We start from the raw sequence: 24,863 nt of genomic DNA on the forward strand, positions 1-24,863 counted from the left end.
AGTTGATGAATTAGGTTTGTTTCTTATTTTTTGATTTTCCTTCTCTATTTTGTTCACTATTACTAACAATTGGAATTGTAAAGTGAAACTGACTACCACGATTTTTCCCCTCTGACTTTGCCCAAATTTTTCCTCCCAAACGAGTAATAATCTGCCGACAAATAGCTAAACCTAAACCTGTACCACCAACACTTCGTCGTAAAGCACCTTCCTCTTGATAAAAACGATCAAATACAGCTTCTAGGCGCTTAGGTTCAATGCCACGGCCAGTATCAGAGACCGTCACTTCTAACATATTATTCCCGTTAGAAGTAGCTCCAATCATTACTGTTCCTTCAGACTGAGTAAACTTACAAGCATTATCCAGAAGTTTTGACAATACCTCCACTAACCATTCTCCATCAGCTAAGACTAAAGGTAGTTCTGTCGATACCTCAGTAGTAATATTCGGTAAATCTTTTTGTGAGTGATGGGCACGAATACTACTCAGAGCCAAATCAACACATTCTAATAGAGGCAGATATTCTACATTCCACTCAACCGTACCACTCTCTAAATGAGACAATGTTAAGAAATCTTGCACAAGATGACGCATTCTATCTGCATCTGCTAGGGCAGTTTCCAACATAACTTGACGTAACTCTGCAGGCATATCTGGTTCTTGACTCAAACTTTCAAGGCAAACTTGAATAGTGGATAAAGGTGTCCGTAGCTCATGGCCAGTAATTGCAATTAAATTACTACGAGTCCGGTCCAGAGCTTCTAATTGTTGATTTAATTCTTCCAAGTGGACATAAGTTTCCGCCTGGATCAAAGTTATACCTAATTGAGTAGCGATCGCTTGTACTAAATCTATTTTGTCATCAGACCAATTATGGGGATATGATCCACAGTGGTGTAGTTCCACCATACCTAACAGTCTTCCTTGATAAAGCAAAGGTACCATTAACCAGCTCTTAATTTCCCATTGAGATATTAATGTTTCGATACAGTTTTTGGCCTGAAATTTAGATCCTTGTGATGTTTCTGTCAAACAATAATTAGGTAGTAAGCTTGTATCTTCTACATAGACATACTCTTGAATTTGAACAACCTTTTGAAATAAAGGATTATCTTGTAAAGGCCATTCTTGATTAACCACAGATGTAACTGATGAACTTAAATATTCATGTGTAATAGTTGCTGTGGCATCTAAAGCTCGACATTGATAAATTAAACATCGGCAAGCTAAAAGTGCTTCTCCCAATTCTTGCACTGCTACTCTAATAATCTCATCAGGGTCTAGCGATCGCCTCATGGCATTAGAAATAATATTAATCAGGCGCTGTTTTTGTTCCTGAGCGGCGATCGAGCGATATGCTTTAAGTAACTTATATTGACTTGCCTGTAAATAAGTCACCAAACGTTGGGCAAAAGGATCGTGGAATTGAGGGTTTTGAGTAACTACTTTTGAGACTTTATTTTGGTAACGACGATTAGAGCTAGATTTGATTTTGCCAGATTTTCTTCCCATCCCTACATCAACATTGATGCCATAAATTTCTCGTGCTGCTTGTACTTTTTCTTCTAATTCTGGTCTATACTTAACAATTCTATTCAGTAAAAATATAGCAGCTTGGACACATACTTGACGGTCAAAAGTCCAGAGACCTTCAAACCGACGTGCCTGATCCATAGCAATTAACTTATATGTTTCATCATTGCCAGAATTAACACACTCATTACAAATCAAGCAACTTGAATACTGTTGACCAAGTACCAGTAAATTCCATTCCTTACTTAGAGTCTCTTGAGTACTGAAAGCTATTGTTTCGTAATACTCAGAAGAATTTTTAAATGCTGTTTCTGGTGCTGCTAGTACATATACTTGGGATGTTAGGTTAGCAATTCGTCGATAACGATGAGCTTCCTGACGATAAAAACGCTCTTGCTGAAAAGTTGCAATTACCAGAGGTTGATCAGAGCTTGCTAAGACCTGGTCTTCCATTGCATGAGATAGAGCAGTCAGGGATGTCTTAAAGTAAATTTGTGGTCTCAACTGCGGAATCTCTTGCACCAGTTCTGCCAATACGGATTTAGGGATGGTCATCTGGCGGTTAATCTTTACCCTACTGCACTACTATAGCGCTACGCGCATAGGGGAGCCGTCGGATTGGCGACGTACAGAAGTCAGAAGTAATCCCTGACACTCGTTTGAGCATTTATAAACGTCCTAACCTATTTGCGTAGTGCTATAATATCAAATATACATTGTTAATGTTAACACTGTAGAGTCTTTTATTCTTTAGTTTTATTCGATCCCTTGTTTATAGTCGGGCATTTTGTACAAGTATAAATTATTTTATCGCACTACGGATTTAGGTTAGAACACTACTAAACCCTGTTTGCGGAGCATTGACCTAGGAAAAACGAGCGTCAAAGATTACTTTTGACTTTTGAGTTTTGACTTCTAACTTGCGCGTAGCGCTATATCTCAAATATTTGGCATTTTAAAATTATAAAAATAACTTGCTATTATCAGTTTTTTTGAAACAAAGCAATAGCAAGTTTTTAAGTTTTTATCAATTTTCTGCTACATCAATTATCAATGTGATTGTACAAAAAATACATGATAACTAGATAATTAAGCGTTTTAGACTTTTGATGTATATCTTGGGATTTTTACAAATTTTGCATTGGTTGCTGTCGTTTTTATTGATCCTTCTCATCTCTAGTTTCACTACTAGATTCCAGCTCAGAATTATAAATAGCATCCAACTGTTGACGAGCTTCTTGTACATTAACGGAACGCATCACCAATAAAGGTTCATCAATAAAATTCCCAGATTCATCTAATAGTTCCGGATGTGGAATTCTACGAGACTGAGAATAAGAATCACCAGAAGACCATCCTCGGTTTGAGGGGGAAGATTGAGACTCAAGGCCCACAGTTAATAGACTACGGATTAAATTACGAACAGCCAAAACAGCAACAGTAGTAAAGGCTAGGATATAAAGCAGATGTAACATAGTTTTCTCCAGGGCCATATAGGCACTTAGCAAATTTTAAAAAAGTTTAAACAATTTTTCTTATTTTATCTCTACTTAACTCTAGATGAACTTGATGGCCATAAATTATCTGGGTCAGTCATCATCATTTCCAGAGAAGATAGTGCTTTTAGAATAAATTAACATTTATCAAATCATCAACTTTTATTGTTAAAAGTTAACTCAATCTGATTTCTTGGTTCAGGACTTGATACCTAAGTTTGAGTGTAATGAGCAATTCTATCTAGATTGTTCTTTGCGGAATCGCATTGAAACTTGCCAACATTCCGTTAGTAAGTGATGCCAAGGCATAAGCACTGTAGTTTCTACCCCAACTTGACCTTCAGTTGCATGAAAAAGAGTTTGTGCTGTACTCACTTCTTGTTGAGCTTGCTTAACTCTGTTAAGTAGGTCGAATTGTTCAGTGCTACTCAGAAAAGGAATTTTTTCTCTTTCCAATAACTGACGGGAACGCTCAAACCAATACTGAAAATCTTCTAACAAGGGTTGCAGTACTGCTTTAAGTAAATCTGGTTCAGGCAGTTTTGGATTTATCATTTTTCTAAATTAATTTCTTAGTTCTATCATCTTAATCTTAACACTCTTTACAATTTTTAATATTTTCCAGAATAGATGTTTTTCAAGGGAGCTTGAGACTTGAAAACTAAGGGAGTAAGAATTTTAGAGCCAAAGCCAGTCACCTTTGATAATCATTTTATCCCAAAAATATGATTAATTTATACAAATTAAAAGTATAAAAAATGCTATTGCTGACAAAAATTATTGTGAATTTCGTTACATACTACTTTTTGTCCCACACTTAGCAGCATAAAAAGTAGTATGTAAATCCGCAGCTTAGTAGGTATTTATACTATGCAAATCATCTCAATTACTTTTTTCGTTGATCAAATTCTGAGTCAAAAATTTACGCATAAATACTTGCTTAATTGATTACTCAATCACGGCAGCTATGATTTTCTTCAGAATTGCTGTCTCCTGTCTTCCCCTCCCCTCCTGGGAGCTATGCTTTATAAACATCTTTCTTAACATAAACGTAGACAAAAAAGACAAGTTATGGGTAAGTCTGGGAGCGGCTTTTTCGGGAGAAAATTGTATTGAAAAATACACTATAAGTGAGGACTGTAGACAAAATTCTTACTCCCCCCTCTTCCCCCTCTACTCTGACTAAATTAGGTCAAATAACAAAAATTCGTTAATTTACCTTCAAGGATAATTGATAAATTTGGCCGAAATCCTGACTATTTTTCCAAAATTTTCCTGTTATACCCATCTATCTATCTCCTCCTCTGTTTTTCGCGAGAATGAAACAGCCCTGCTCCCAGGAGGGGAGAAATGGGAATGAGCGAGAAAGTAGGAGTAAGAATTATCCCAAGATTGTTCTGCCCAACTATGAGCCTAAAATACGCTCCTTTTTGAGCGTTTTAGACGTGATACTAGGCACTTTTTAAAGACCCCAAAAAGGCACTTGTCTTTATATGTCAATGCTTTGAGATTTAATCAGCAAGCCCTATTTAAAGGAGAAAAAGCGGTCGAGGGATGGCGAGGTCTCCTCGCCATATCCAATCGACCAAGAGAAGAAAAAATTTTCCTTAAGCTTAAATCCTCTTCTTTTCAAGGAAAGGTAATTATTAATTATTAATTATTAATTATTAATTATTGAAAGTTCCCTACTTAATAAAGTGGCAGAGTTAAAATATATCGATAGCCTAATTCTGTAGAACCTTGAACCCAGAAAGAGCCACCATTTTGTTCAGCTAACTGACAACTTAATAATAATGCTAATAGATCGCGGGTAGGGTTAGCTGCAACATTTTCTCCTTGTGTTGACATTTTGCCAAAAACTATTGTTGTTAGCTCATCAAATGTTAGCTGTAATCTATTTAGCATTAAGCTAGACTGATTGTCCTGATTTTCAATTTCTGATAACTTTTGGTAATATAGTTGAGCATGAGGAAGATTATCTCCAAGAATAGGATGAGAAACCCACACTGCAATATTAAATTCTTCTTGCTTTTCAGACAAATGAATTTTTACTCCACTCCCTGAACCTGTAGATTTAATTACACTATAAATTAAGTTGTATAATGTTTGTTCTAAAATTATTTTATCAAAAAAACAAACCCGATCGCTAGACCCAGCTAATAACTGAACTTTTATCTGCTGATGAACTATTTCTGGCTCTAGGTCTCTTACTATCTGCTGACAGATATTTTTCACATCAACGGGAGTTTTTTCTGAAGTTTGGCCAGACTCATCTAGTTTTGTTAAGGCAATAATTTCTTCAACTAGCAATTGTAAATATCGACTTCTTTCATTAATAACTTCTACATATTTTCTCTGTTTATCAGTTAGAGAACCATAGATTTCTTGGTTGAGAACACTTGCCATCCCCATCACAGAAGTTAACGGAGTTAACATTTCTTGGGTCAAAAGACTGAGTAGCTTATTTTTAACTATATTAGAAGATTGAGTAATAGATTCTTTAGTCATTACAAAAAATTAAGTGGGAGATAGTTATTGTTAAGTTGTATTCGTGGCATTAATGCACTCAAATTATTTCACAAATAATTCAATATTTAATATGTGAAATAATTTGATAAATTTATTTTCAAAGAAAGCTTTTAGTCTATATATTCATGATTTTAATTTTTAACTTTTGATATCTGTATTAAGTAGTTATACCAAATTAATTGTATATTTTATAGTCTGGTTAAATAGGTAGGCAAAATTATTTTTACCGAAAAGCGAGCTTGAAAGCCCCCGTGTTTTAACCGGGGGATGAAAACAAGCGAGTCGTTTAGAATAGACAACTAAAGTTGTCCTGTGCTATTATCTTAATATAGAAATGTTTAGACAAAAGTAAACAGAAGGCTAGGGTTAAACTTAAGCCGACTGTGTAGGGGGCACAATTAAATTGTCCCCAAAGAGTTTATCTTTGGTCAGCTAAGAAAAAACGAAGCAACAAGGATTTATCCTGTTGCGCGGTATCAACTTAGAATCCCCTCGGCAACAGCTGCGGGGAGTAGTCAAAACTACTACTAAAGTATACAAGTATATTTTATTCTTGGTGGTGGTGCATTGTAATGGTGGTATATTGTCAGTATTTTGGTCAAGGACAAAAGTAGTGGGAGCATCTTACTCCTTTGCTCATATCTTGCTCCCATGAAGCACTGTTGTTCATCCCCATCTACCATTACGCGAGGATGACTCTTATGCTCTATTCCTTTTTTCCTACTAACAAATGTTAAATTAATTTTTTGTAAAAATTTTGCACAGATACCGATCATTTAATCGTTTCTTCTAGGGCTTTTTGCAAATCTTGAGTCAGTTCTGATATGGCTGTACGACGTTTAGTTTTGTAACTCTCCCAACGCTGGGAAACAGAAATTGGTTGTCCTACTGTCATGTATACTTTTTGTTTTCCTAGTATCGGACGCTTGAGAGGATTACCGCCCTTAATACGATTAATCATATCCCATATTAGTAGAGTTGTATCTGCAAACCTTTCTACTGTCGGTTTTTCGGTAATATATTTGCCACTAACCGCAACAAAACTTTCGACTAATCTCATGTGCCACATTCGCAGACTAGCTTCTTGTGCAAGTCGGTCAGCAAGACCTCTGTCTACAGGAGAAAGAGTGGCTAAATTTTCAATATCTTCTCTATATATACAATCCCAGCCTGCTTGTTCTAAACGACGACAACGATCTATAAAATTACCGTTGGCCTGAATTTGAAAATATTCTTCTGCCACTTCCAAAGCAACATTGAGAAGAGCATTGAGGCGAGTGGCGATCGTTTCATTAATTTGGTCATCTGTTAAAGATTGTTGGGAAGAACTTTCTTGAGTTGACTTGGGTAAGTCTCGGTGGTAATTTTTTCTATAAAATTCTTCCATTTTTTCTAATAAATGACCTCCTAATCTCAAAAGTCGTTGGTATAGTGCAGAAGGTGCTAGTTTTTGCTGATCGGGAAGATTTTCTGAACCTGAAAACAAACCACTATCTTTTTCCAGCTTAGTTAAAAGTTTCTCTACATTTTCCCATGGTTCGCCCAAGTACTTGTATTGAATACCTATTGGCACGATTAAAACTTCTTCAGAACGAGTGGCTTTATATATATCTTCAACACACCAAAATCCCATCTGGGCAATACCAGGCTCTAAGGGACTGACTCTTTCATTATGGCCATTAGTACTTCCTTCTGGAGCAGCCATCATAGGTAAACTGCCATTAGCAAATAATTCACGAGCTGATTTTAGTCCCTGACGGTCTATTTTTCCTCGGTGAATTGAACTTCCTCCCAAATATGAATACCATTTACCGACAAAATTACCTGCCCATAAAGGAATACCTCGGTCAAAGATAAAATGATAGTGGAGAAGAGATGGAAGGGTAATTCCTTGTTGTTTGGCAAATTTGGGCAATAGATACCAGATCATATATCCCAGACAGTAAGGATCGTTGGCATTAGGATGACGGAATGCCATTAGAAAGCGGTTTTTCCCCTGATGGAAGTTTTGATATAGTTGGGCTAGGGTTTCTAGGTTATCTGCTTGTATGTCGGCGACAGATATTCCGCACTTCAGCCACCAAGGTAACATTAGTTTTGTACCTGTTCTTACCAGGGGCTTAAAGTTGGGTGGAATAAATTTTAGGGGTGGTTGAACCTGGATAGTTGAGTTGGACATTAAAATTTATCAGTTAATTATGGGTTAAATTTGACACTCCCGTCGTTAAATCAAAAATTATGACGGGAGTCCTCTGGCAATATTTTTAGATAGATTGTCCTATGGGCTATTTGCTTATTGCCTACTTTCTAATACTTATATCCTTTTTTCTAGTAACAGAATTCTACAAATTTAGAGGTATACTATCTTTATTCTTAAGATGAAAATATCTCCTGTAATAATACAAAGAATTGACACATTAATTCTAGATCAAATGTTGTATACATAGGTATATTAGAATCGGTCCATCAGTCAAATCAAAAGTAATACAGCAATCCTTCAACAATTAATAATTAGGGTTTGCGTATGGAAAGTCTGTTGGTAGGGGTAGGAGACAAGAGACAGGAGACAGGAGACAGGAGAAATGGAAATCATAGAGGAGGTCGGAGTAAGAATTGTCTCTCAATTTTTCTGTCCGAAGGTTTGCCTTTTATGCTAAATTTTTGAGATTTTTAGACTAAAATAAGCGCACAAATTGGGAATCTAAGAAGGCTCAAACCTTTACTTTAAAATGGTTTTAAAATTGATCGGTAAGCCCTAATTAATAATTACCTCTCCTTGAAAAGAAGAGGATTGACTCAAAGGACAATTTTTGCTTGTTTCTCCTTTAAAAGAGAGGCTTTAAACCTTAATTATTTGGTAAATAGCTATTTATAAATTATTTATACACAAATATATATTTTTGATTTTTTTTCATATAGAATCTGCTCATATAATATATCTTTATAATTTTATAATTACTTCAATATTCAATCTCCCCATCCCCGCGTCCCCGCGTCTCCGTGTCCTCAAGAACCCGCGTCCCCGCGTCCCTACTCCCACTCTTCTAATTCTTCTATCCAATTTTGCAATAAGTTATTAATTTGTTCTCGTCGAGTTTCAAAACTTGCAGCTATCCAAATAAAGAAAATTCCTACTATTAGACCAATTATCCATTTGAAAAAAGAGTAAAGAAAGTTCAGGATAATTAGTTGGTTAAAAGCGTTGATTAAAAATGTGACTGTTCCTACATAAAGAAAAGCTCTAGTTTGTAATCCTAATCCTGCGAAAATGGCAATTACACTAATTATTCCTGGTAGTAAACCAGTCCATTGATTTTCTAATAAAGCGATAAAACAAATTATTCCACTGCCAAAAAGTCGTAAGTTATGCCGAAGATTTTTGTTTTTAGATAATTTCAGAATTGGATCGACTTTGGCGATATAAAGTAATGATAATCCGATGGGAGTAATGTAAATTAATGTCTGAAGAGATGCTCCTAAATTATTTAGCCAAATCACAAAAGCGCAATTCATTAAACCGACACTAATATAAGTTAATCGTATTTGCTGATTTACTTTGGCAATTACAATATAAAATCCTGAAGTTATGAGAATTGAAGCATACCAATACCAAGGTGGAGGGGTGTCTAATTTTAAGTTGGTAATAAATATAGTTGCTATTGGCATAATTACAGCAATTCGTCGCCAAGGTTGTAGTGGCCATCCCCAATTTTCCCAAGGTAATAAATAGATAAAGTAAGAAATTATGGCAGTTATTGCACTTAGCCAATATCGTAAAATTTCTGTGATGGAAAGTAGGTTAATTATATAGATGGCAACAGCATATCCTTCTAAAAATCCTACATAAATCCAGGTTTCTGCTTGTTGTAAATTGGAATTATTTTTGCCTTGCATAATTGCATAGCGAGTTAACAGTATTGCTGTGGTTAATCCTAATATTGGATTTGATTTGAGATTAGATATTACTAATAAAAGTAAGATTGAGCTGCTGGCTGCCCAATGTATATTGGCAATATTTTTAATTTCTGTTTCTCTGATTTTTAAGTAATCTAATAACCAAGGAGATAATAATCGATAACTATAAGTGATGGTTGTTCCAAGGCTGGCATAAGCAATTAATTTATCTGCTAATGGCAGGGAAGAAATTTGAGATAAAAGTATTTCGGCAGCAGCACAGGATATTCCGATAATTCCTAAGTACAATATTGGTTTTAATGTGGTTTTTCTCCTGCCTATTCCAATCAATATAAATGATAGAGCTAAGGAAGTTAAGCCAGTCCAATTTTCAAAAGTACCTACACGGAATAAAGCACCTAAAATACCATAAAGTAATGGCATGACTTGCCAGCATCTAGGCAAATTATTAATACCTGTTTTTCTTTGTAACCAATCTCCTAAAATTTGAGTTGATAATCCTAATCCAATATTAGCTATTGCTAGATTTATTGCTGATTTATCTACAAATCCTAAAGTTTCAACTATTAGTAATTCTAAAGCCCAACCAACACTATAAACTGTGGCGCTAGACTGAACAAAATTATGGAGACTAAATGTAATTGATGAGTTTTCTGTTGTTTGTTTAATTGAGCCTCGATAGCTAATGGCAAATAAGAGGAAAATAGTAGAAGTAATTACTGTGATTGAGGGATTAATAGTCTGCCAATAAATGCCGAAGGAGTGGATTGTTAAGAAGATTAATTCTAAACTACAGAGGATAATTGCCCAACCATCTATTGCTTGAGTATAAATATTAAATAACTGCCCTGGTAATCTAATTATTCGAGAGTACAAAAACCACAAAATTACTAAAAATATACTAATGGTTAATAACCACCCCGCTCCAGAAACAGGAGGCAAACCTAATACTCTTTCACCCAGGCAAAAACTTACGAAAATTAAGATGAAGCCTACTGTAATATTTGACGCTGTTTGAGTTAGTAAGTCTTTAGTATTAACTAACATTAAAGCTGTACCTAAACCCAAACCAATTAATCGAATTTCTGGCTGCCATAAGGTTAAAGTTTGTAGCATAATTACAGCCACCACACTTAAGCCACTTACTCTTTTTCTAAAAGATATTATTTGATTTTTTTCTTTTGGGTTTAATACCCCCTCGTCACCCGCTGTGTTTACAATTTGTTGGAGTTTGAGTCCCCACCCACTTTTTCCAACTTCGCTCCTTCCTCTCTTGGTGCGCATTCCCTTGCGTCTGTCGCCGACGCGGGGTCGCACCGCTTCTTCCTTCTTCCTTCTTCCTTCTTCAAGGGTTTGAGTCCCCATCGACTTTTTCCCACTTTGCTCCTGTTTCCTTCTTTCTTCTTCTTTCTTCCTTCTTCCTTCTTCACTAGCAATAATTGTTAGAGCTAGAGGGGTAATAAACCAAATAATTCCCCATTTTGCTGATAATTGGCAATTCATAACCATGCAAAAATCAGATGGGAAAATTTCTAATTTACTCAACCATAAAATATAACTAATAACTGCTAAAACTAAACCAAGATGCCAAGAACTTAAACAGAAACAATTTAATAGTGAAATAGAGGATATAGGTGTGACAATTGTTCTTTCTGCTGTTATCTTTGCCTGGAAACTAAATATTCCCCATTCAGCCACCATAATTACTGATAAAATTATTGCCCATATTTCTACACTTATACTGGGCAAGAAATAATTAATCCCAGAAAATATTGATAATAAACCAGTTATATGAGTTAGATAAACAAGCCTAACTTTGATAGGTTGACGACGAGAGGTAAAAATAACAAGAATAATAGTTGAACCTAAGAAATTTATAAATATAGCTAGAGGGTTTTGCCAAGATAATATATTTAAAAATACTCCAAAACCTAAGCAAATTTTCTCGCTAAACTTAGCTAGGTTAATTTGTTGACGATGATAAATCCAATCTGTCACCCAGACCATAAATACTAAGTAGGGAAACCAAGCTAAACTAAGCAATGATTCTGGTGAATTTTGGGCGTTTAAAATTTGGGTTGTTGTAGTAATTAACGTTTGTCGAGTGGCAATTGGAATTAATCGCCATCCTAACCAAGTTATTTGTAAACCCATCAGAAAAATTGCAGATAGGTTAATACCTCGCCAAGATTTTTGCAGATTTTCTGCTAATAAGAATAAACCAATAATACTAATGATGAATGCCTGCCAAGGTTGAGTAGCTACAGAAACTAACCACCCAATTAACAGTAAACTAATCCCAATCCAATTTTGTACAAATAATTTGCTTTTAATCTGATGATTCTTTAATAAAATCCATCCACTTATTCCTAAAGCTAATCCTAACTTTGTAATATCTACATTGGCAATAAAAATTGCTCGAACTAACAAAATTCCTAAAGCATAAATTACAATCGCAATTCCTGTTAATGGGTCGCCAGTAGTACTTTGATTTTCAACTTCTCTGATTTTTTTACTAGATGGAGTTTGGTTCTGATAAATAGTAGCGATCGCTGTACCAATAACTCCTAAATAAATTGCCAAAATTGGAAATCCTGAAAATCTCCAACCATAATGTAAATAACTCAGACTTAATAAGTTCAGCGTAGCAATTGAAATCCAATTTGTAGAGACAGAATTATTTGATTTTTTATCTTTTTCTTTTTGGTTTAATACATCGCTATCTACAGGGTTTTGACAATTGGTTAGGGTTTGAGTCCCCATCCACTTTTTCCTTCTTCCTTCTTCCTTCTTTATTCTTCCTTCTTCAACAAAATAAATGATTATGCTAGTTAGTAAGAAGCAAGCGATCGCTACTATTAACCATTCCCCAATATTTCCCCACAAACCTAAACCATCTATTGCCCAAAAATTTACAGGTACTAATAGTAATGTCACCAATCGTAACGTCTCAGAAGTTAATCGCAAACCTCCGATTTTTCTAGTCCAAAATGTCGCTCCCCAAAAGCATAATGTATATGCTAAAAGTACTAAATATTGTCCGGTGAGTGGAAATTTTTCCCACTGACTAGCAGCAAGTAATCCAGAAGATACGACCACCATAAATAAACCTAAAAAAAGTAGCCATCGGAGGCTAATTTCTGCCATCAATGACTGTAATAATTGAGCGATTAAATTAGGAGATTTTTTGGTGGAACTATTAGAAATACTAGGGCGTGAGTTTGCTTCTTTTTGAGATGTTTGAATATTAGTTGCTAATGTGGGTTTAGTTTCGATAAGTTGTGGTTGTGGCAGTGGAGAACTTAGATATTTTTGGCATAGTTTTCTAACTTCATCGTCAGAAATTAAACCTAAGCGTAACCAAATATCTAAACCTTCTAATAGTTGTGGATGAGTTCGATCAATATTGATTAACATTCAATTTCTCTTCTAACTTCCTCAATTTCAATATTATGAATTTTACAGAAATTTGACAACAGTCCCTAAAAGTTCTTCTGGTTTCTTGCATTCGTCTTTAAATAGAAATAAACAATGGAGGAGTCAGGAGTCATAAGTCAGGAGGAAAAAAAGAACAACAGAGGAAAGTAGAAGGAGAAAATTTTTTATCACTAATTAAACGGACATGATATCAAAACTCAGACAAAACTAGATTCTTGCTTCTGTGGTAGATAACTAAATAAATAGACATCTCCAAAAATCAAAAATTAAATCAATTCTTATCCATAAATTATCAATTATTCCCCTCCTGGGAGGGGTTAGGGGTGGGTAGCCTGTTGCCCGTTACCCGTTGCCTGTTCCCTGTTCCCTGCTATATAAGTTTATAATTCTACTTCTTTAAAGCATAAAGCAAAAAATTTAGTATTTTCGTCCTGGTAAATGCAGGAACTTTTAGTATAATGAAAATAGGTAATCCTAAAAATGTAAAAATATTAGTTGCTACATCCCTTGAACGATCGGGAGGTATACGATAAAAATCATTACTTGTTTACCGAAAAATTGTGCTCTAAGCCCTCTCCTTTTAAGGGGATAAAAAAAGAGAATATACCTTATTTCAAGCCTCCTTATTGCAGAGGTACTGACCGCTGATAACTGATGACTGAAATGACCGCTTTCTGAAAATGTAATCTAAAAGTTTATCGCTCATTTTATTCAACAATTAAAATAGAAAAAAATAATGAAATTAAGTAAAAAAGATAGAAAAGATAAGATTCGCATAATAGCCAAAAATTCAGGAATAAGACAAGAATACCTGGATTTAAAGCTGACAGATGACGAAATCTTAGAAGTGTATGAAAATCTACGTCCTTTGCAAATTGTTAAACCTGCCAATACTTACAACAGATATATGTTAAGTCAAAATACAGGTAAAGCAAATAAAAAGGCAAAGCTAGCAGAAACCAAAGCTAATGCAGAAAAAGAAAGAGCAGATCGAGCTGAGAGTCAACTACAGCAATTTTTAAATCCAGAAAATTCTGAACTTTTACAAATAGGTCGATGGTTAAAAAATGCACTATCTCAAGTAGGTAAAGAACGTGCTGAATTATTACAAGAAAAAGACTTAGTGCATAAGACTGACTACGAACATCATGTAGAAGATATAAAAGATGCTATGGAAGAGCATCAACAAATTGCAGAGGAAGTTGTTTTAGAAAGTCATCAACTCAAAAAAGAAATTAACACTAAACTTGATGTATTAAGACATCAACAAAATATGACCAAGAAATATATTATCAAGCATTACGGTATAGATGTATGGCAGAAAATTGAATATTATTTTGATAAAAAAGTAGTTTAAAAAGGGTAGTTTCAATGAAGATAGTTCAAGGTTTAAATTATCGGCAATGGCAACAAAGAAATACAGATAAATTCAAAACTCTGACAGTTGCACAACAAAAAGAAGCTCGAACACAAGGATTTTTCAATCGAGGATGGGATAAAGTTCAAAAATCATGGGACATACTTATACCTTTTGTCAATATAGTGAATAACAATGTTGTCACTATGTTCGACCATAAACTGAACAAAGGGGATCTTATTGGTGCCATCGATCACTCTCTCCATGAAACAGAACATATTGAAGAAGTTTTAGACCAGCAAGTTGACAAAATTGACCAAATTTTGCAGAAAGCAACAGATATATTTAAGAAAACTAAAAAACGGTTTGCCACTTACGAAACAGCAATGGAGCATAGATACAATGAGCAAAATAAGACTTGATAAACTATATACACTATATGACGCTTCTGAAATCAAAGATATTTGGAATGCAGCTCAAACAGTACCCTGTATCAAAGACCCAAAAGAAGGTTTTATCAGTCCATATAAGTATCGAACTAATAAAAGCTCAAAACCATGTCCCTATTGTGGAAAAAAAATGGTGCATGGTAAACAATATTCTACTCAGTCCAAGGAAGAAGCTAAAAAACGAGGTTATGAGTACAAAACAATTGATGGGAAATCATACATAAATCAAGCGGGTTCATCTTACTATCACGAACATTACGTTACCATTGACCACAAATTGAATAAAGCACGTTTCCCAGAAAAAATGTTTGATTATGATAATCTAGAAGCAATTTGTTGGCGTTGCAATAATGAAAAAAGTGATAATCTGATATTTGAATTAGAACACAAACTAGAACATCTTAAATCATTAAAGAAGTCTGTTTTTAACAGATATCCAAATGCACATCAGACATCTCCAGAAAAGAGGCAGTAGGCAGTAGGCAGTAGGGAACCCACCCCTAACCCCTCCCAGGAGGGGAAATAATTGATAATTTCTGTGTGATAATTGATTTGATTTTTTATTATAGGAGATGTCTATTAATGAAATATTTGGTATAGGGGAGTTGCTCGCTAGTGCCAAGGAATTTTATAGTTAAATTTTTACAGCCACTAGCGATAAACTGTAATATGAAATCCGGTTATACAGTTATCGCACTTTCTACTTCCATTCAATGCAGATATAAAATGCCGGAATATCTCCATATAATTCCCACTCTCATCCTTCTTTTCTCCTGACTCCTGACTCCTACTCCTGACTCCTAACTCGGAGAGCGATACGATAACTAATTACCCGGATTTTATATAAAACTCTATCTAAAGTATTATGAGTTCTTCCTTCTTTTTCCATTCAGCTATTTTGACATCACACTCCAGACAACTAGAATTTTCTATTTTCAACTGCTTGATTTTATCGAACAACCCGCCATAGAATTCCTGATTAATTGTTACAAATAATAATGAATTAACTACCACAATAATTTGACTGATAACTGTTAGTGTAGTTCCTCTGTAGGAAGCTAACTTTTCGCTGAAATGACCTATTTTCATTGGGCTTAATTTGATTGTGCTTCATTAAAACTGCTTATTTCTGTTATGACCCTAAATATTTATATATGACTTATTTCTTTATGCTTAATTCAGGTTTTTTTAATATTTCTTAATTGAAAAAAATTATCAAATCAAGATTAGGTTTACTGTTTTAATTGATACAAAACAACTTGATTACGCCCTGCTTTCTTCGCCTGATATAAAGCTTCATCCGCTCGTTGAATAATCTTTTCTCCTGTAGTTCCATGTAGAGGAAAACAGGCAACTCCAAGAGAAGCAGTAATATATGGCAGAGTTTCTCCTTGATTTTGTAATGATAATTTCCTTACTCCAGAACAAATAATTTCTGCTCTTTGTTGAGCAATTTTTAGAGGAGTATTAGTTAATATCACAGTCATTTCTTCTCCACCGTAACGACAAACAATATCATATTGTCTAACTTGTTTCTGTAAAAAATGCGCTACTTTTTGGAGCACAATATCTCCTACATCGTGACCATAAGTATCATTAAACTTTTTAAAGCGATCAACATCCACCATGATAATACTTAGAGGTTGTTGATAACGTTTCGCTTTGATAATTTCTTGCTTGAGAGATTCATCTAAATAGCGTCGATTAAATAAACCTGTTAGGGAATCACGAATACTTTCATTTCTTAATTTTTCTCTAAGTTTGAGGTTGTACAGTCCTAAAGAAATTTGTTCGGCGACAGTACGAGCTAACTCTCGTTGATAATTACTAATTCCTTGTGGCAGTTCACTTCGTAGGTAAAATATCCCCCAAGCTTTACCTTGAGCTAACAGAGGTATACAAATAGTACCAGTAAGTTGAGAGTCCTGATAAGTATGAGGACAAAATAATTCTGGTTGATTATTGCTAGCAATATGAATTTTTTGATGGCGCAATGCCCAACAATCATTAAATTCAAGCAACATTTCACTATCGGCTAAATTGCCATAATGACTAACACTTTCAAATTTATGGTTATGTTCATCTCTTGATAACACAGTGCCAGAAAAACCTGGAAACAATTTTTTGATAAATTCTGTTAGCAATTTATTCGCATCTTCAATTTTTTCGCAAGCTTGTAAAAAATCTATCATTTGGTTAATAATTGCCATTTCTTGGTTGCGTTGCTCCAGTCTATGTACTGATTCTTGCAAACGCTGTACCTGTTGTTCTAAATTATTATTATTACGATGCAACATTTCAATTTTCTCAGTTTGTAGGCGATCGACTTCCTCTTGCAATATCTGAATCATGCCATACATATCCACAGAATTCAGATTTTCCAACAAGCTAGTTTGTGTGACGATCCCTAACAATTGGTCATCATCACCACATACAACTAATCGCCTTATTCCCAATTTTTGCATTTTTTGATGAGCTTTCCATAAGCTATCAAACGGAGTCAAACTCTGTAAAGGTGTACTCATAACTTCTGAAGCTTTGAATTGTTTGATATTCATCCCCAGCGCTTGAAATTGCACAATATCTCTTTCTGTGACAATTCCAATGGGATATAACTTCTGTTGTGGATCTGTGCGAACTATTACGATAGAACTCACTCGATACTTTGCCATTTTTTCTATCAAAGCAAATATAGATAAATCAGGGGGTCCATGAATAACATTAGTAGTCATCACTTCTTTCACCTGTCGATGTTTGAGTAAATCAACTGATTTTAAAGAATTGCGGAGACTTGCTACTGTAATCAAACCTACTAATTCTCCTGTCTTGGATAATACTGGTAGATGACGAATTTTATGCTGCCGAAAACAATTAATAACTGTGAAAATATTCTCGTTCTCTGAAGCAACTATTGTAATCAACTCCCGAGTCATCACATCATTTATTTTTACATTTTCCATAGAAATTTCTTGGGCAATTAAGCGTACTATATCTCGCTCGGTTAGTATTCCTAATAGTTGATTATTTTCTACTACTAATAAACAACTCGATCGCTTGCTTGACTCTATACTTTGATTTGATTTTGTAACTACATCAATCCCCTCATCTTTGTTTCTGGGTTTACTAAGCTGATTTATTGCTTCAGTCAGTGACATATCTGAAGTAACGATTAGAGGATTTCGCTCAATTGCTACCTCAATCTGTGAATTTAAAAATTGACCTTTGTTAATAGACATGGATCGTAAGTATAAAATTACAAATATACAATTTTAGCTTTAATCTTATTGGGGACTTAATCCCTACCAATTGTGGACAACGCAGCTTGGTTTTAGGGTGTTCAGCAAGCCCTATTTAGGTATTAGGTAAACTTTTATCATAATAAGTAGAAAAATCAAATTATTTATATATTTTTTGTATATTGACTGTTGAATGATATTTCTTTCCTGGAGAACGTTTAAACAAATTTATTTTAGTAAAAAATACACTGTTTATTTTCTGTAGGTATTATACCTACGATTTACTACCTTCGGAGCCTAGCAATTATACTCAATTTCATAATACATAAATTAGGAGAGTATTCGTTTTGTTAGTCTTGTAGATGTAATGATATTTATCAGTAAATTCCTTTTACTGTCAGAAACAAAGCTACAAAAATCACTACTTGTACACCACTGCGTTAGTTTTAATTAAAGTATTAGACATCTCCTCCAAAAGAGGGAGTAGACAGTAGGGAGAAATAATTGATAATTTCTGTGTGAGAATTGATTTTATTTTTGATTTTTGGAGATGTCTATTACCGACAAATATCTTTCTTGCTAAGTATTAATCTCCTAGATAAATCAATATTAAGTAGAAGTAGTAGAATGCAGTTTGTAGATTCTACCACTTTTAAATAATACAAAAAATTGTGCTACTTATAGAACCCCTAAACGGATCTATTAAGCATCTCCTCCATGCATAGGGAGTAGGGAATAGGGAGTAGGGAGTAGAGAGTAGGGGGAAATAATTGATGAATAAGAGTGCAATAATTGATTTGATTTTTGATTGTTGGAGATATCTATCTATAGCTATTTCAACAATTAATAATTAATAATTAATAATTAATAATTACCTCTCCTTGAAACCGGATAGGATTGATTCAAAGGAAAATTTTTCTTTATTATCCCCGAAAAAAGGGGAGGCTTTAAACCAAAATTTTTCGGTAATTAAATATCAATATCTATAGCTATGTAACTAAATATCAATATCCTAACTTATTTGCCTAAAAACCCAACATTAGCTAATATTCCACTCACGGCTTTGATAGAACCCATTTGATCCCTATATATAGCGCTGTGCGCAGGCAACAGGCAACAGGCAACAGGCAACAGGGGGAATAAATTGCCTATCATACAAGACTTTTAGCTATTTGGCCTTTCCTGTAATTTGTAAATATACCAGCGCTCATTGCTATAATTATGGTACTCAAGTCTTTTGGCGCATAAATTTTGACCGAAAATCTTGGTGTTGGTGTGTTGAATTTTTTGTATTATTTCTCCCCACATCTTCCCTTTTTCTTCTTCCCCTCCTGGGAGGGGTTAGGGGTGGGTTGTCTCCTGTCTCCTGTCTCCTGTCTCCTAACTAAAAAAATTTAATATTTATGAAGATACCAAATGAGTTCTATAAATCTCCCCATCTTCCCCATCTTCCCAAACTCCCCATCTCCCCCATCTCCCCATCTCCCCATCTCCCCCATCTTCCCAAACTCCCCATCTCCCCCATCTTCCCCATCTCCCCATCTTCCCCATCTCCCCATCTCCCCACCCTCTCCATCTCCCCACACTTTACATATTAGTGTAGTCAGGATAATCTTAATATTGGCGTGATTTGGCAATTTTTAAACTGAGTAAAATTACTGGTATAATCCCTACCAACACAATTGCTAAAGCTGGACCTGCTGCCTCCGTTAGTCGCTCATCAGAAGCCAAATTATAAACCCTTACTGCTAAGGTATCAAAATTAAACGGACGAATTACCATTGTTGCAGGTAACTCTTTCATCACATCCACAAAAGTTAACATTGCTCCAGTTAATAACCCTCCCCACATCATCGGTGCATGAACTTTAACCAGAGTCTTCGTGGGTCCATAACCTAAACTTCGGGAAGCATCATCTAAACTTGGTTTGATTTTAAGCAAACTTGACTCCACAGCACCAAATGCTACCGCCATAAACCTCACCAAATAAGCAAACACTAATGCTGTAATAGTTCCACTGAATAATAAACCAGTTGATATGCCAAATATTGAACGCATAAAACTATCAATGATATTATCAACCGCACCAATGGGAATCAAAATTCCCACTGCAATAACTGAACCCGGTACAGCATAACCCATTGCAGCAATGCGAGTTGATAAACGCATTCCCAAATTTCGATTCAACCGCACGCCATATGCCATAATTAAGGCGATCGCCACAGCAAAAACAGCCGTAATTCCTGCCAAAATTAAACTATGGGAAGCATAACTCCAAAACTTTCCCCGAAAACTTTCCGCACTTTCAGCAATAGTCATTTCTAATAATAATCCTGCTGGCAACAGAAAACCTAACAATACTGGCAGCAAACAAGCAAATAAACTGACTATCCCACGCATTCCACCTAAATGAAACTGCTGCAATTTTTGATACTGACTGCTAGTTTGATAGTATTTTGCTTGCCGACGCGACCATAACTCCAGCAAAATTAACCATAAAATAAATAACATCAATACTGCTGCTAACTGTGCTGCAGCAACTCTCTCTCCCATGCCAAACCAAGTCCGATATATGCCAGTGGTAAATGTTTCGACTCCAAAATATTGTACTGTACCGAAATCATTGAGAGTCTCCATCAGCGCTAGAGCTAAACCTGCCATTATTGCTGGTCGAGCTAGGGGTAAAGCTATTTTATAAAAGCTACGCCAAGGGTTGCATCCCAGGGAGCGACTGGCTTCTAAAGTACAGGTTGATTGTTCTAAAAAAGCCACTCGTGTTAGTAAGTAAACATAAGGATATAGGGTAAGGGTTAATAGAGCGATCGCTCCTCCCATGGAACGGATCTCCGGGAACCAATAATCACTAACACTTGCCCAACCAAATACCTCTCGCAACCACATTTGCACAGGCCCATAAAATTCTAGTAATTCTGTGTAGGTGTAGGCGAGAATATAAGCAGGAGTTGCTAATGGTAACAACATCGCCCATTCAAAAATGCGACTACCAGGAAAGCGACACATTGTGACTAACCATGCTGCTCCTACTCCGATGATGACAACTCCGCAACCTACTCCTACCATTAAGATAAAGGAGTTTAGCAGATAACGGGGTAAAACTGTAGAAGCTAAATGACTCCAAATTTCTCCTGTATCCGAGAAAATACTGCTGAGAATAAATAGTACAGGAGCTGAGATTAAAAAGGCGATCGCTATGACAAATACTGTCCAAGCATTCCAGTTGAAATAGTTAATTTTTTTCACATTATCAAACATTTTAATTTTATACATTAGAAATTGTTTGTCAAATAAATATTAAACCATGTAGGGGGTAGGGTGCGAATAACGCACGTCTCCCACAGGAAGCGGTGCGTGAGCTGTCAAACCAATCGTGTTTGCCATTCTGTACCGAAAGCGGAACGGAGTTCTATCGTTAATTTCAGAAATTGTAAGAATACTGTCACAAACCGTTCTTAGAAACCTATGATAATCTATATAAATCTATGATTATCTGTTCCATTCCTGCTTCTAGCTGGCAACGTCGGCGTTATCCAGTCCACAGGCTGACACGGACGTTTGCTTCGCAACGCTGGCGCGAAACGCGTTAGCGTTGCGGAGCAAACTGCCCGCCATAGCTAAATTAAACGCTGCATTTCCTACGGAATGCTTCCCTACGGGATGCTTCCCTACGGGATGCTACGCAAACGCAAACAAATATCGTTCGCAGCTAAAATTGCAGTGTTCGCACTTAAACACTCTTTCAGATAAAGATAGAGACTCTTTAACAGTTCCACATCTACTGCAGGTTTTAGAACTAGGAAACCATCTATCAACAATGGTTAAGGATGAGCCATATAATTCACACTTGTACTCTAACTGTCTACGAAATTCATAAAATCCCATGTCAGTAACAGCCTTAGCCAGCTTGTGATTTGACATCATACCTGATACATTTAAGTCTTCACCCACCCCTCTAGCTCCCCTCCCGGGAGGGGATGGGGGTGGGTTGTGGTTTTTAGCTAGAGAAGTAGTTAGTTTATGCAATGTATCTTTTCTGATGTTGGCTATCCTGTTGTGTAGCCTGGCTATTTTTAGCTGTGCTTTTTTCCAGTTATTAGAAAACTTGACTTTATGTCGGTTAAGGTACTGCAACCGAGAAAGTTTGGCTTCTAACTTTCTGTAAGGTTTAGCACCAACAAAGACCTCACCAGTGGATAACGTGGCTAGAGATTTTACTCCTAAATCTACTCCAACTACATCTACTGACTTCTCAGTAATTATGGAAGCTGAGTCTATCTTGAAACTAACAAACCATCTATCAGCTTTTTTGCTAATAGTTACAGATTTAGGAGCTATATTATCTGGCAGTATTTCATAGGTTTTAATCCATCCAATTCGAGGTAATTTTATATGTTTAAAACCTACTGATATAGAACCATCTAAAGTAAAACTATCATCTCTACCTTTCTTCTTGAATTTAGGTTGACCCGACACTTTACTCAAGCAACGTTTCCAAGCTGACGATAAATATCTCAAGGCATACTGAGGAGCTGTTTTTGACACTTCATAATACCAATAGTTATTAGGTTTAACCATTGCTACTAATAGTTTGTGCAAATCAATAGCTGTAGGAAATTTAAGTTTACTGTCAGGATTGTTGGAATTGTGATTAAGGATGTTCCTAGTCAGCCATAATCCCCAATTCCAGGCGTGCCTTGCAACACCAGCGTGTTTAGCTAGTAAGGTTTTTTGCTGATTATTCGGATGTAGTTCAGTTTTAAATCCAAGTAGCATAAAACAGATAATTGGTGATTTTCACGCGATTATACTAGATTATAGCCAACAGTTATTAGCCCTAACTTAATCTTTTGTTGATATAGCACTACAAGAATTGGTTAGGACATTTTTCAATCTTAAAATCCTTTTACAGTTTGCTATTCCCTGTTCCCTGTTCCCTAGCGCGTAGCGCTATAAACAGCCTCTTAGAAAAGTTTCCATAAACTTAATGAGAACATTTCCTAAAAATTAGGTTAATATAATTGAGAAGTCAATAATGTTCTAGACATATTTTAAGAATCTAAGGGAGGTTAAACAATAAATGGCCCAATCTGTAATTCTCTGTTTGGAGAGTCTCAGCAAACAATTTTCTCGCACTGCTATCCCTGCGGTGCAAAATGTCAATTTAACATTGTACCAAGGGGATATACTAGGGTTATTGGGGCCTTCAGGTTGTGGCAAAACAACTTTATTGAGAATGATTGCTGGATTTGAGCAACCACAGTCAGGTATTATTACTATTAATGAGCAAGTAGTTGCTGGTGTGAATGATTGGGTGGCACCGGAAAAACGAGATGTTGGTATGGTTTTCCAAGATTATGCCTTATTTCCCCATCTGACGGTAGCTAAAAATATTGCATTCGGTCTACATAATTCTGGCAAAAAGTCAAGTAGGCAAATTAATCATCAGGTTGCAGATGCTCTGGAATTAGTTGGTTTATCTGGTTTGGAAAGTCGCTATCCCCACGAACTTTCTGGGGGTCAACAGCAACGGATAGCTTTGGCGCGTGCTTTGGCACCAAATCCAGCTTTAGTATTATTGGATGAACCTTTGAGTAATTTGGATGTACAAGTCAGAATCAGATTACGGCAAGAATTACGAGATATTCTCAAAAATGCTGGTGCTTCGGGAATTTTTGTTACTCACGATCAAGAAGAGGCAATGGCTATTTCTGATCGGGTGGCAGTAATGCGAGCTGGATGTGTGGAACAGTTTGGTACTCCGGAAGATATTTATACTGAACCTGCTTCTCAGTTTGTAGCTGAATTTGTAACTCAGGCTAATTTTTTACCTGCACGTCGTCAAGGTCAGCTGTGGGAAACGGAGCTTGGAGATTTTGAATTAACAGATAATCATTTATTTGGTGGGAAAATTGGTAGCTTAGATGAGTTCGATCAAGTTGAGTTAATGATTCGTCAGGAAAATTTGATGTTAAAACCTGATGATGGGGGGTCTGTAGTGATTCACGATCGCCAATTTTTAGGTCGTGAATTTCGTTATTCTTTACGCACTGAATCTGGACAAGAATTAATTGCTCGTACAACTCCACAATTAGCATTGCCCATGGGAATTAAGGTTAAGGTATCTATTGCAGAAGATTGTTTGAGGGTTTTTCCTGCTACATCTACTAAAAATTTGGCTCAATCTTCTTCCCTAGTTAGTGTTAATTAATATAGGAAAAAAATGGTTCAGAGAAGGTTATATGTAAGCATTTCCTACGGACTGCTTCCCTACGGGATGCTACGCAAACGCAAACAGCAGTCAGCTAGCCTCCTATGGTCGGAACTTTCCTAGGTCATGCTACGCAAACGTTAACAGCTATCAGCTTTATTACCTTATAGTGGACAATTTAAGTTCGTTGTTCTTGTGCTTCAATTCTTTGTTTAAAAATGTAGTAGAAGTTAAACAAATACTTGGTTTATTCATTACAGCGCTTTTCAAATTGATGAACCACATCGTCATAACCAAAACCCAGTAGGGACGTTGCATGCAACGTCCCTACTGTGGTATACTGAAATGAAAACCGCTGTAAAAAGCTGAATGCGAGCGCATTCCGCACCGAAGAGCTAACTTCTAATCGCTGAATGCTTACTGTTATATTTCTCATCTCTAGCCATTCTACTAAAGTTTGCGGTGTTTTGCCAGATTAATCTAAATCTACAATAAACGACTGAGGAGACAGGAGACAGGAGTCAGGAGACAGGAGGGAAGAAAGAAGAAGAAAGAATAAAGAGGAGAAAGTTTTTTTGATCACTGATTATCCGGACATGATATAATTACTGATTAACTTGATAATTTTTCTGAGATGCAAGAGATTTTTTAAATTTATATTCTGCTTCGACAAAACCAGAGAG

At 35.8% G+C, this 24,863-nt stretch carries 15 protein-coding genes; 4 read left to right on the top strand and 11 right to left on the bottom strand.

Going from position 1 to position 24,863, the window contains the following annotated elements:
• Window positions 1–10: 10 nt before the first annotated feature.
• From F6K15_RS08750 to F6K15_RS08775, 6 genes are all read right to left on the bottom strand, one after another.
• Entirely contained in the window at window positions 11–2,089 is a 2,079-nt protein-coding gene (locus F6K15_RS08750; protein WP_293059863.1) for a DICT sensory domain-containing protein, read from the bottom strand.
• A 602-nt stretch (window positions 2,090–2,691) separates the two neighbouring features.
• Window positions 2,692–3,009, bottom strand: coding sequence for a DUF2973 domain-containing protein (locus F6K15_RS08755; RefSeq protein ID WP_293060176.1), 318 nt, complete (start codon window positions 3,007–3,009; stop codon window positions 2,692–2,694).
• 258 nt (window positions 3,010–3,267) lie between these two features.
• Complete coding sequence (locus tag F6K15_RS08760; RefSeq protein ID WP_202223823.1) at window positions 3,268–3,585, bottom strand: DUF2605 domain-containing protein; 318 nt, start codon at window positions 3,583–3,585, stop codon at window positions 3,268–3,270.
• Window positions 3,586–4,719: 1,134 nt separating this feature from the next.
• Window positions 4,720–5,538: a sensor histidine kinase KdpD gene (locus F6K15_RS08765; RefSeq protein WP_293059874.1), complete on the bottom strand. Its 819-nt coding sequence runs from the start codon at window positions 5,536–5,538 to the stop codon at window positions 4,720–4,722.
• 793 nt (window positions 5,539–6,331) lie between these two features.
• Window positions 6,332–7,738 carry a 1-acyl-sn-glycerol-3-phosphate acyltransferase gene (locus F6K15_RS08770; protein WP_293059877.1) on the bottom strand — a complete coding sequence of 469 codons (1,407 nt, stop codon included), beginning with the start codon at window positions 7,736–7,738 and terminating at the stop codon, window positions 6,332–6,334.
• A gap of 851 nt (window positions 7,739–8,589) precedes the next feature.
• Window positions 8,590–12,891 carry a DUF2157 domain-containing protein gene (locus F6K15_RS08775; protein ID WP_293059880.1) on the bottom strand — a complete coding sequence of 1,434 codons (4,302 nt, stop codon included), beginning with the start codon at window positions 12,889–12,891 and terminating at the stop codon, window positions 8,590–8,592.
• Between the two features lie 757 nt (window positions 12,892–13,648).
• Here F6K15_RS08775 and F6K15_RS08780 point away from each other — a divergent pair.
• The 3 genes from F6K15_RS08780 to F6K15_RS08790 are packed head-to-tail and all read left to right on the top strand — an operon-like array spanning window position 13,649 to window position 15,193.
• The gene (locus tag F6K15_RS08780; protein WP_293059883.1) at window positions 13,649–14,269 is read left to right on the top strand and encodes a hypothetical protein; all 621 of its coding nucleotides are present in this window, start codon (window positions 13,649–13,651) and stop codon (window positions 14,267–14,269) included.
• Window positions 14,270–14,283: 14 nt separating this feature from the next.
• Window positions 14,284–14,691: a hypothetical protein gene (locus F6K15_RS08785; RefSeq protein WP_293059886.1), complete on the top strand. Its 408-nt coding sequence runs from the start codon at window positions 14,284–14,286 to the stop codon at window positions 14,689–14,691.
• Window positions 14,672–15,193: an HNH endonuclease gene (locus F6K15_RS08790; protein ID WP_293059889.1), complete on the top strand. Its 522-nt coding sequence runs from the start codon at window positions 14,672–14,674 to the stop codon at window positions 15,191–15,193. The genes F6K15_RS08785 and F6K15_RS08790 overlap by 20 nt, the downstream gene beginning before the upstream one ends.
• 380 nt (window positions 15,194–15,573) lie before the next feature.
• On the opposite strand, the gene F6K15_RS08795 is transcribed toward F6K15_RS08790, so the two are convergent.
• The 5 genes from F6K15_RS08795 to F6K15_RS08815 all read right to left on the bottom strand — a co-directional run bounded on the left by F6K15_RS08795 (window position 15,574) and on the right by F6K15_RS08815 (window position 22,745).
• Window positions 15,574–15,807: a hypothetical protein gene (locus tag F6K15_RS08795; RefSeq protein ID WP_293059892.1), complete on the bottom strand. Its 234-nt coding sequence runs from the start codon at window positions 15,805–15,807 to the stop codon at window positions 15,574–15,576.
• Window positions 15,808–15,950: 143 nt separating this feature from the next.
• On the bottom strand, window positions 15,951–17,954 hold the full coding sequence (locus F6K15_RS08800) for a diguanylate cyclase (RefSeq protein ID WP_293059895.1): 2,004 nt from the start codon (window positions 17,952–17,954) through the stop codon (window positions 15,951–15,953).
• A gap of 1,401 nt (window positions 17,955–19,355) precedes the next feature.
• Window positions 19,356–19,538, bottom strand: coding sequence for a hypothetical protein (locus F6K15_RS08805; RefSeq protein WP_293059898.1), 183 nt, complete (start codon window positions 19,536–19,538; stop codon window positions 19,356–19,358).
• Window positions 19,539–19,568: 30 nt separating this feature from the next.
• The gene (locus F6K15_RS08810; RefSeq protein ID WP_293059901.1) at window positions 19,569–21,242 is read right to left on the bottom strand and encodes an iron ABC transporter permease; all 1,674 of its coding nucleotides are present in this window, start codon (window positions 21,240–21,242) and stop codon (window positions 19,569–19,571) included.
• A 405-nt stretch (window positions 21,243–21,647) separates the two neighbouring features.
• Entirely contained in the window at window positions 21,648–22,745 is a 1,098-nt protein-coding gene (locus tag F6K15_RS08815; protein ID WP_293059904.1) for an RNA-guided endonuclease TnpB family protein, read from the bottom strand.
• 304 nt (window positions 22,746–23,049) lie between these two features.
• Here F6K15_RS08815 and F6K15_RS08820 point away from each other — a divergent pair, with 304 nt between their 5' ends.
• On the top strand, window positions 23,050–24,180 hold the full coding sequence (locus tag F6K15_RS08820) for an ABC transporter ATP-binding protein (protein WP_293059907.1): 1,131 nt from the start codon (window positions 23,050–23,052) through the stop codon (window positions 24,178–24,180).
• Window positions 24,181–24,863: the final 683 nt, after the last annotated feature.

The organism is Okeania sp. SIO2B3 (assembly GCF_010672525.1).
Lineage (GTDB): Bacteria > Cyanobacteriota > Cyanobacteriia > Cyanobacteriales > Microcoleaceae > Okeania.

Bases quoted from the DNA above. Each gene is read 5' to 3' on its own strand.
- F6K15_RS08750 (WP_293059863.1), bottom strand. From the start codon at position 2,089: ATGACCATCCCTAAATCCGTATTGGCAGAACTGGTGCAAGAGATTCCG.
- F6K15_RS08755 (WP_293060176.1), bottom strand. From the start codon at position 3,009: ATGTTACATCTGCTTTATATCCTAGCCTTTACTACTGTTGCTGTTTTG.
- F6K15_RS08760 (WP_202223823.1), bottom strand. From the start codon at position 3,585: ATGATAAATCCAAAACTGCCTGAACCAGATTTACTTAAAGCAGTACTG.
- F6K15_RS08765 (WP_293059874.1), bottom strand. From the start codon at position 5,538: ATGACTAAAGAATCTATTACTCAATCTTCTAATATAGTTAAAAATAAG.
- F6K15_RS08770 (WP_293059877.1), bottom strand. From the start codon at position 7,738: ATGTCCAACTCAACTATCCAGGTTCAACCACCCCTAAAATTTATTCCA.
- F6K15_RS08775 (WP_293059880.1), bottom strand. From the start codon at position 12,891: ATGTTAATCAATATTGATCGAACTCATCCACAACTATTAGAAGGTTTA.
- F6K15_RS08780 (WP_293059883.1), top strand. From the start codon at position 13,649: ATGAAATTAAGTAAAAAAGATAGAAAAGATAAGATTCGCATAATAGCC.
- F6K15_RS08785 (WP_293059886.1), top strand. From the start codon at position 14,284: ATGAAGATAGTTCAAGGTTTAAATTATCGGCAATGGCAACAAAGAAAT.
- F6K15_RS08790 (WP_293059889.1), top strand. From the start codon at position 14,672: ATGAGCAAAATAAGACTTGATAAACTATATACACTATATGACGCTTCT.
- F6K15_RS08795 (WP_293059892.1), bottom strand. From the start codon at position 15,807: ATGAAAATAGGTCATTTCAGCGAAAAGTTAGCTTCCTACAGAGGAACT.
- F6K15_RS08800 (WP_293059895.1), bottom strand. From the start codon at position 17,954: ATGTCTATTAACAAAGGTCAATTTTTAAATTCACAGATTGAGGTAGCA.
- F6K15_RS08810 (WP_293059901.1), bottom strand. From the start codon at position 21,242: ATGTATAAAATTAAAATGTTTGATAATGTGAAAAAAATTAACTATTTC.
- F6K15_RS08815 (WP_293059904.1), bottom strand. From the start codon at position 22,745: ATGCTACTTGGATTTAAAACTGAACTACATCCGAATAATCAGCAAAAA.
- F6K15_RS08820 (WP_293059907.1), top strand. From the start codon at position 23,050: ATGGCCCAATCTGTAATTCTCTGTTTGGAGAGTCTCAGCAAACAATTT.